8 protein-coding genes, 1 tRNA gene and 2 pseudogenes are annotated in these 8,568 nt (G+C 43.9%); 4 read left to right on the forward strand and 7 right to left on the reverse strand.

Annotated elements, in window-relative coordinates:
* Nucleotides 1–408 precede the first annotated feature (408 nt).
* Complete coding sequence (locus ADU22_RS00390; RefSeq protein WP_053360381.1) at nt 409–1,320, reverse strand: DMT family transporter; 912 nt, start codon at nt 1,318–1,320, stop codon at nt 409–411.
* Nucleotides 1,321–1,446: 126 nt separating this feature from the next.
* On the opposite strand from ADU22_RS00390, the gene ADU22_RS00395 reads away from it, so the two are divergent.
* Together ADU22_RS00395 and ADU22_RS00400 are read left to right on the forward strand one after the other, a co-directional pair.
* The gene (locus tag ADU22_RS00395) at nt 1,447–2,145 is read left to right on the forward strand and encodes an MgtC/SapB family protein (protein ID WP_053360382.1); all 699 of its coding nucleotides are present in this window, start codon (nt 1,447–1,449) and stop codon (nt 2,143–2,145) included.
* Between the two features lie 120 nt (nt 2,146–2,265).
* Nucleotides 2,266–2,338, forward strand: a tRNA-Ala gene (locus ADU22_RS00400).
* Nucleotides 2,339–2,764: 426 nt separating this feature from the next.
* Here the strand turns inward: ADU22_RS00400 and ADU22_RS00405 are convergent.
* The 3 genes and pseudogenes from ADU22_RS00405 to ADU22_RS00410 form a co-directional block, all read right to left on the reverse strand.
* A pseudogene (locus ADU22_RS00405) lies at nt 2,765–3,094 on the reverse strand (redoxin domain-containing protein); the annotation flags it as partial.
* Between the two features lie 15 nt (nt 3,095–3,109).
* Nucleotides 3,110–3,277: a hypothetical protein gene (locus ADU22_RS24855; protein WP_197280003.1), complete on the reverse strand. Its 168-nt coding sequence runs from the start codon at nt 3,275–3,277 to the stop codon at nt 3,110–3,112.
* A gap of 156 nt (nt 3,278–3,433) precedes the next feature.
* On the reverse strand, nt 3,434–3,634 hold the full coding sequence (locus ADU22_RS00410) for a cold-shock protein (protein ID WP_043932249.1): 201 nt from the start codon (nt 3,632–3,634) through the stop codon (nt 3,434–3,436).
* Between the two features lie 380 nt (nt 3,635–4,014).
* Between ADU22_RS00410 and ADU22_RS00415 the strand changes: the two genes are divergently transcribed.
* Entirely contained in the window at nt 4,015–4,692 is a 678-nt protein-coding gene (locus ADU22_RS00415; RefSeq protein WP_053360384.1) for a DUF421 domain-containing protein, read from the forward strand.
* Nucleotides 4,693–4,828: 136 nt separating this feature from the next.
* Entirely contained in the window at nt 4,829–5,965 is a 1,137-nt protein-coding gene (locus ADU22_RS00420) for a CAP domain-containing protein (RefSeq protein ID WP_053360385.1), read from the forward strand.
* Between the two features lie 87 nt (nt 5,966–6,052).
* On the opposite strand, the gene ADU22_RS00425 is transcribed toward ADU22_RS00420, so the two are convergent.
* The 3 genes and pseudogenes from ADU22_RS00425 to ADU22_RS24060 all read right to left on the reverse strand — a co-directional run.
* Nucleotides 6,053–6,835, reverse strand: coding sequence for a TerC family protein (locus ADU22_RS00425; protein ID WP_053360386.1), 783 nt, complete (start codon nt 6,833–6,835; stop codon nt 6,053–6,055).
* A gap of 283 nt (nt 6,836–7,118) precedes the next feature.
* Nucleotides 7,119–7,730 carry a DedA family protein gene (locus ADU22_RS00430; RefSeq protein ID WP_053364404.1) on the reverse strand — a complete coding sequence of 204 codons (612 nt, stop codon included), beginning with the start codon at nt 7,728–7,730 and terminating at the stop codon, nt 7,119–7,121.
* A gap of 175 nt (nt 7,731–7,905) precedes the next feature.
* A pseudogene (locus tag ADU22_RS24060) lies at nt 7,906–8,019 on the reverse strand (winged helix-turn-helix domain-containing protein); the annotation flags it as partial.
* Between the last annotated feature and the right edge of the window lie 549 nt (nt 8,020–8,568).

Genomic DNA, 8,568 nt, shown 5'->3' on the forward strand with positions numbered 1-8,568 from the left:
GGAGCAAGCTCCCTCAAGTCCGCTCGACTTGCATGTATTAGGCACGCCGCCAGCGTTCGTCCTGAGCCAGGATCAAACTCTCCAATAAAGAGTATGAGTAAGCTCATAATTTAAAACGTTGGCTCATGTACTTCTATAATAGAAGCCATGAATATTATTGTTTGTTGACGCTTGTTTGTTTAGTTTTCAAAGAGCAATTAATCATTGCGCCGCTCACTGCGACTTTAATAATATAACATGCTGGCTGACCACTGTCAACATCATTCGATAATTTCTTTCAACGTTCATCAAAAGACCGTTATCGGAATGTCTCCTGACCTGGAGCAGATTTAAAATATACCACGCGGATTTCACTTTTTCAATATAATTTTTATACAAAAAAACAATCCCATGCAAGGGATTGTTTTTTTAGACGGGGCCTGATTTTGTTTCCAAACGTTTCAGCCGGATTTTCCGCTCGTCCATTAGGAAGAGGCTAATCCCTGCTATTATAATCAAACCTCCGGCAATTTGGGTCCACATCACTGTTTCCTGCAGAATATAGTACGCCAGCAAAGCGGCACCCACCGGCTCAAAAAGAATGGCAACAGATATAGTGGAGGTGCTTAACCATTTTACACACCAATTTAACAGGGTATGGCCCAAAAGAGTGGGTACTAGCGCCAGCAGGATGAAGTAAAGCCAATCCTGGGAAGGGTAAGGCAATAGTGGTTCGCCCTTAAGCAGCACATAGAAAAAAAGAGTGATGGTGCTGATGGAGTACACAATGAAAGTATAGGTGACCAGGGACACTCTTTTTCGCACTGACTGCCCAAACATTAGATAGAAGGTGATCAGGGCGCAGGCAGCCAGGGCCAGCATATCTCCCCAAAATGCACTGCCGCTTATCCGGAAATCTCCAAAAGCAATGATTATACTCCCTAACACAGCCAGAAGCCCGGAAAATATCGCCTTCGCGGAAAGTACTTCTTTAAAAAAGATATAAGTTCCTGCGAAGGCGAATAATGGCTGCAGTGTTACAAGGACGGTCGAACTGGCAACTGAAGTAAAGTTTAAAGATTCAAACCAAAGGATAAAATGAAAGGCCAGGAAGATCCCGGAAAGCACTGAAAAMCCCCAATCCCGCCTCGTTATAAAACCAAGTTCGCGGACATATTTTAATATAAAGACCGGAAGCATAAAAAGCACTGAAAATAAAAGCCGGTAAAACGCAATGACACCTGATGGCGCAGACGATACTTTGACAAGTATCGCAGATGTGGAAACAGCTGCTATCCCTATCGCAAGCACAACATAAGGATTAACCTTTAATTTTGCCAAATCAACCTTCTTCTCCTTCCACCTTTCAAGTTATTGAAAGTGTATAATATTTTATAGAGTACAATAAATAGTGAATTCAGACATATTTTCTTCTTTGTTCCATACTTTCCGTTAGGTGGGATTTATATGATTATCCATGCGATTAACTCCGAAATTATGATCAGGCTGGGGCTTTCCGCTTTTCTGGGATTGGTTATCGGACTCGAACGCGAGTTGAAGCGAAAACCCGTCGGCTTAAAAACAAGCCTTGTGATTTGCATCGTCAGCTGCCTGCTTACCATTGTATCCATTGAGTCTGCCTATATGTTTCCAGGGGACGACGACATTAATATTACCATGGATCCCCTCCGTTTGGCCGCACAGATTGTATCCGGAATCGGTTTTCTTGGAGCCGGGGTTATCTTAAGAAGAGGCAACGATACCATTTCAGGCTTAACCACGGCCGCAATGATCTGGGGAGCAGCCGGGATTGGGATCGCCGTTGGGGCCGGCTTTTATATGGAAGCTATCGCAGGTGTGGCACTTCTCATCTTCAGTGTTGAATTCATGCCTTTTCTTATGGGCTTGATTGGGCCAAGGCAGCTAAGGGAGAAGGAACTACTGCTGGAGTTCAATGTCCAGCAGGAAACAGGGCTTTCTGTTGTTCTCGCCCAGGTAAAAGAGAAAAAAATCTCGATTAAAAAGGTTCGGATTAAAGACCTGGAGGAAGGCGGCCAGTCTGTACAGCTTCTTGTGACCGTTAATTACCGCAGGCAAACAACAGATGTATATGAAGCTGTTTCGGTTGTTGATGGAATAAAGCGGGTCAAGATCGAAAGCCTGTAACAGGATGCCCTCCCTCTTTGTATTTCAACAAAAAGTCTAAATATTTTTTTATCTAAATTCCTCTTGCATCATCCCGAATTAGCAGATATAATCATTCTTGTACCTGGCACACAACAGTACGGGGGATTAGCTCAGCTGGGAGAGCGCTTGCATGGCATGCAAGAGGTCAGGGGTTCGAGCCCCCTATTCTCCATCTAAAAAAAGGACTTTGCATTCGCAAAGTCCTTTTTTTATTTTCCAGCAGACTATGTGTTTTATTCGTCCACGCAAGGAATTCATAGGCGGAGGAATTCCGGTTAAGTTACATAACAGGGGCTTAAGAAGCAAAAATAAGCGGAAAAATTCCGCTTAACTCCTCTAATATTGGCCTAAAACTAAGGTTTAATTGAATATAGACGGAAAAACTCCCCTTATATTCCGGGAAATGTTGGTATTTCCCAATTTAAAAGGAATTTTTCCGTTTATTTTCTTTTACAAATGCCAAAAAATTTCTCTATACTTGTTTCCTTGTTCTATCGGGGGGCAAATATGCACAAAAAAATGCTTGGAGTCTTCTCCAAGCATTCTTTTGATCTGATAACAGGCGAATAGCACAGTCTAGACTTTTTGGGAAGAGTCCCTATTTCTCCAGCTTGTTAAGCTCGTCCTTAATCTCAGCCAGGGTTTTGTCGAATTGCTCTCCCCAGAAGTCATTGACGGTTTTAAAGACTAGTTCGCCCTTACCATCGATCAAGGCATATCCTCTATAGGCCGTATCCCCATTCTTCATGTCCATATGGTCAATCATTGTAAGCTTTTCATCTGATACAAACGGCAGGCTTTCGCCAAAATAATCCTCCAGCTGGCTATAGAGTTCAAGCTGATTTTCCGGTTTGTCCTTGCTGATAATATACATTTCGGTATCCAATTCTTTCAGTTCCTCGAGGTTTGAATGCAGCTCAACTAGCTGCTGTTGGCAGACTCCTCAGGTGTACGAAGTGATGAAAAAGAAAACAACAGGCTTTCCTGTTGGGAAAGTGACTTCTTCCTTGTCCTGGTTTAACAAGGTGACTGGCTCGCCCATTCCTCCTTGCCCGCAGGCAGACAAAAGCAGGACGGCAATCAGGAACGGAATAAATGATTTCAGCTTCATGTGCAGCTCCTTATTTTAATTTATTTGACAGCTTGTCATATGTATTTTAGTGTAGTCCTCATTAAAAATACCGTCAAGTAATTATTATGCTGGCGATTAGCTTTTCGGCAAAATAAAAAAACAGACCCGAAATGAGTCTGTTTTTGGTTGGTTTAATTAGTTCTTGCGAACGTTAGCAGCTTGTGGTCCACGAGCTCCCTGCTCAACGTCAAAAGTTACTTCTTGGCCTTCTTCAAGAGTCTTGAAGCCTTCGCCTTGGATAGCTGAGAAATGAACGAATACGTCATCTCCACCTTCGCGCTCGATGAAACCAAAGCCTTTTTCTGCGTTAAACCATTTTACTTTACCATTTTCCATGCTTGTTGCCTCCTAGTGTGCAATACCACACATTTTATTACTATTCTTGCTCTAAGTGATATCCAGGCGAAAACTTTTTCTTCCTATACATACCGAACAAAAATAATTCTATTTCATAATAACAGACCTTAAAAGAATTATCAAGTCCTTGGCAAGGATTGGTTTTCACCATAAGCTGAGCAAACTTATGCCTGCAGCCCGGAGTCCTTCCATATCTTCATCATTCCCGGATTGCCAGGCATTTATTCGGGTTCATGCAATTTTTTGATCAAGAGTTGGAACTGGCCCACAGTGCCTTCTCTCTTCTTTAAAAATTATGGAATATGCATGGAACGGGGAAAAAGGGGAATAGAGGCTAAAAGCGAAAGGAGGAACCTTAAGTGTATTTGTCCATTACAGTAAAATTGGTCGTGGGATTAGTAACTTTGCTGGTTGTCACCCGCCTGATGGGTAAGAAGGAGCTGGCACAGGTTACTCCCTTTGATTTTATCTATGCGATTATATTGGGAGGCATTGTAGAGGAATCCATTTACGATGAGAAAGTCTCTCCGCTCCACCTTGCCTATTCTGCAGCTTTATGGGGAGTCCTTATTTATACTATAGAAATACTCGCTAAAAAGAAAAATTTCTTCCGCTCTATTTTTAAAGGAAAGGAATCCCATATTATCGTGGAAGGCGAGCTCAATGTAGAAGCCATGCAGAAAAACCATCTCGAGATGGAACAGCTGCGTACATTATTAAGGCAGAATGGAGTATTCAGCGTTAGTGAAGTAAAGAATGCCTATCTAGAAACCAGCGGAGGCTTAAGTGTGCAAAGGTTTGGCAAGTACGAACCTGTTACCCCTGAAGCGATGGGCATCAAGGCCTCAGAAAATAATCCTTCAATTTTATTGGTGGATGAAGGAGAAGTCGTGGAGGATGGCCTGGAGGAAATCGGGAAAGATTCTTCATGGCTGAAGGAGTCCCTTAGGGAAGAGGGCCAAAGCAATATCAAAAATATCTTCTGTGCCGAATGGTCGGAAGAAGATGGATTTTACATTGTCCCATACAAAAGTTGATAATAGTGGATAGGTTCTGCTCCCGCAATAAGAGGAGGAGAACCTTCCCCATGCTCCAGGCAGGTTTGCCCCTTGCTGCAATTTGGGTATGATGGTGAAGGAATAGACTCTCCTTTCAAGAAAGTGAGGAAGAAAATTGCGGCTAATTCTAATCATAATTGCAGGGTTGTTTTTATATACATCTTGGCCCTCCCTTCAGGGAAAAATCCTCCAGGAGCCGGCAGATCAGGAATCGCTAAAATCGGAGTATACCGCCAGTTCTGATCCAGAAGGAATTGACGATTCTATTAATCAGCTGACTGATGGAGTTTCGAGGCTCTCCCTCATGCTGAAAACTACCTTGGAACGCCTACAGGAGCAGGATGACCCTGTCCAAAAAAAGCCACCTGAAGCTTCTGAACTCTCTCTCCCTTCGGAACGGTCATTTTCTTTTGCTAACATCGAATTGGGCGATACGAAAGAATCGGTGGAAAGCAGGCTTGGCAGCCCTGTCCGGTCGACTACTAATGAATATGGAACAGAATGGCATGCCTACCACCAGGATTACCGGAACTTTCTGATGCTCGCCTATGATGATAAAAATCAGGTGGCCGGTGCCTTTACAAACCAGGAGCTTATTTCGTCCACCAGCGGAATCCGCCACGGAAGCCCCCAGGAGTATGTCCGCAGCGAGTTGGGACAATCGATGGATAAAATAAAAAAAGGGTTTACTGTCTATCAGCTGAATGAGGACCGCGAGTTTGACTTGTACCAGCTTGACGGCAGTTATGTATCGATTTTCTATGACAAGCATAAGGGAAACACGGTTACGGCCATCCAGGTGATCAGTGAAGGAATGGAAGACCAAAGAAAGGATTTCTATACACAGCCAAACGGGGATTTAAAAGAAGGCTATGAATTACAGCTTTTTGACCTGACAAATGCGGCAAGAGTGCAGCATGGCCTTCAGCCGCTTGAATGGGATGAGAGGGTGCGCTCGACTGCCCGCCGGCATAGTAGCGATATGGCTGAAAACAATTACTTTAATCATACGAACCTTGAAGGGCAGTCACCCTTTGACCGAATGTCAGAGGATGGCATCCGCTTTTCGGTGGCTGGGGAAAACCTGGCATACGGCCAGTCGAGCAGCATTTTTGCACACGAAGGACTGATGAATTCGCTGGGTCACCGCGAAAACATCCTAAAATCGGATTTTAGGCTGCTCGGCGTGGGTGTGGACTTCAATGCCCAGTCACAGCCTTATTACACCCAGAATTTCTATTCCAAAATGTGAAGCAGCACTTCAAGACTTGTATCCACAACGAAGGGCAGGCCAGATAATGGCCTGCCCTTTTGCAGCTTATCTTCATCCATGTTTGAACTAGGAAACATGTGATTTTTTCTGTTCTTCTTCCTGGTCCTTTGACAGGAACCATCCGCCTGCTGCAATGCCAATCAGGACAATATAGAATGTTGCCTTCCAGGCGGTTGAATGGGCAAAATGTTCGCTGATAATGCCCAATGCAGGATGGGACAGCGTCAGGACAGCCAGTTTTACCCCAACCCAGCCGACGATGACAAAAGCGGCAACTTCAAGTCCAGGCCTTCTTTCCAGAAGCTTGACAAACAACCCTGCCGCAAAACGCATAATGATTACCCCAATCATTCCTCCAGCAAAAATGACAAGGAATTTTCCGCCATCCATTCCGCCAATTTGGGGAAGAGGTGTATTAGGAAGCGTCATGGCCAGAGCTACAGCCGCCAGAATTGAATCAACTGCGAAAGCGATATCGGCGAGCTCAACTTTAAATACGGTCACCCAAAAACCGCTTTTCTTTTTAGGCTTCTCTTCCTCGTGTTCTTCCTCTGCCTTTCCTTTAACCAGTTTCCTGACAATATGATTGATCGCCATAAACAATAAATAAAGTGCACCAATTGCCTGGACTTGCCAAATATCAACAAGATAGGAAATGGCAAAGAGGGAAGCGAAGCGGAAAACAAAAGCTCCCGCCAGTCCGTAAAACAATGCTTTTTTGCGTTGTTCTTCCGGCAGGTGCCGTACCATGATCGCAAGAACAAGTGCATTATCCGCAGCCAAGAGGCCTTCCATCAGGACCAGGACAAGGAGTACCCAGCCGTATTCGAGCAATAATGCGATTTCCATGAATAAATCCTCCCCTGTAAACTATTAAAATAGCCGATTTTGAGCCCGGAAAAGCAAAAGACCCTTGCTCGCGGACGGGCAAAGGCCTTGAAAAGAACAGAAAAAGACCTTTACAGTGTAAGTAAAGGTCTTGCAAACAACAGAATTGTTGCCAACAAAGCCGGAGAACAAGTTCTCGTCATGACGACTTTTATTGTACTGCTACTCCCCTTTAACGGGCTTCTATTAAATTCGTTCCTTACTTAAAATAAATCAGATTGAAGTAATTGTCAATCTCCTGTTTTTACCTGAAGTTTCGTCTCCTCTTTATATACCAGACCGCGGCAGCCAAAAAAGAAACTCCAAATAAAAGGTAGAAAATGTTTTTATAAACTTCTACATACTGCAGCACTTCTTCCCAGGAGGCGCCTAGAAAAGCACCCAGACTGACCAATATTGTATTCCACACAAGGGTACCCATTGTCGAATAGAGGATAAAAGAGGCAAGGCCCATCCTGGCCATCCCCGCTGGTATCGAAATCAGGCTGCGGACTACCGGAATGAGGCGGCAAAAAAACACTGTCCAGTTTCCATATCTTATAAACCAGCCCTCAGCCGTCCGAACATCCTTCCTGCTGACTCTTAGGATATGTCCCCAGCGGCCTATGAATCTTTCAAGCTGGTCCACATTGACGATTCTTCCAATACTGTACAAAATAATGGCTCCAATGACTGAACCAAGGGTGGAGGCGAGCACAACCCCAGGAACGGTCAATCCGGTCCTGGTCGTCATAAATCCCCCAAAGGGCAGGACAATCTCGGACGGAATGGGCGGAAATAAATTTTCCAAAGCGATAACCAGCATAATTCCGATGTAACCATGCTCTTCCATGAACGTAAAAATCCAGTCTTTCATATCTTCCTCCAGCTCTTTTGAAGTCATTTCGGCCTGCAATAACCACTTAATCAAATTTTTACGATGGCCCAGGCAGAAAAAGAACCAGGCTCTCCAACAAATTGTTCAATCCTGGTTTTTATTATAAAGCAGTGTTGGAAAATATAAAAACCTGATGGCAGCTTTGGATAGCCTGCTATTCCCCTCTAAAGCGGTAACCCGCTCCCCATAAGGTCTCAATATACAGCGGATTGGAAGGATCGTTTTCTATTTTTTCGCGGATTTTCCTGATATGGACTGTTACAATATCATCTTTTTTTGCACTTACCATCATAATGGGGACATCCTTAACAAAACTGGTGGAAGACAAACTCTTAAATCTTAAAAAATTACGAAAAGCGGAAGCGCCTTGCTTAGCCCCGACCAGCATAAGACGCTCCAGAATAGAAGGCGTTCTTTGCCTTCAATTTTGGAGTGGCTTATGACTCGAGCTGCTCAAACTACGCTTCTCGCAAGATATTCGAAGAAGTTAATTCAAGGATGAAAACTGGCTAGGCGCTGGAGCTAGACAATTATCTAAGTGCCAAAATTTACGCTTCCTTTTATTACAATCGAGTAGGAGGGGGTGATTAACCCCCGTCCTCTCACACCACCGTACGTACCGTCCGGTATACGGCGGTTCGAAAGTTTATGAAACAATGTTTGATAATTGCTTTAATCCAGCTTTAAACCAGTATTCATTATTTAAGGCTTGGTMTAAGGCAGGGCTTTTGGAGTTTCTCCAGTATCCCTTTCGGGAGTTCGCATATTGCCATGCTTTGTATTTCTTAATTCCTAACCTTATCAAGTTTCGATATTT

This window comes from Bacillus sp. FJAT-27251 (genome assembly GCF_001273925.1).
Taxonomy (GTDB): Bacteria; Bacillota; Bacilli; order Bacillales; family Cytobacillaceae; genus Mesobacillus_B.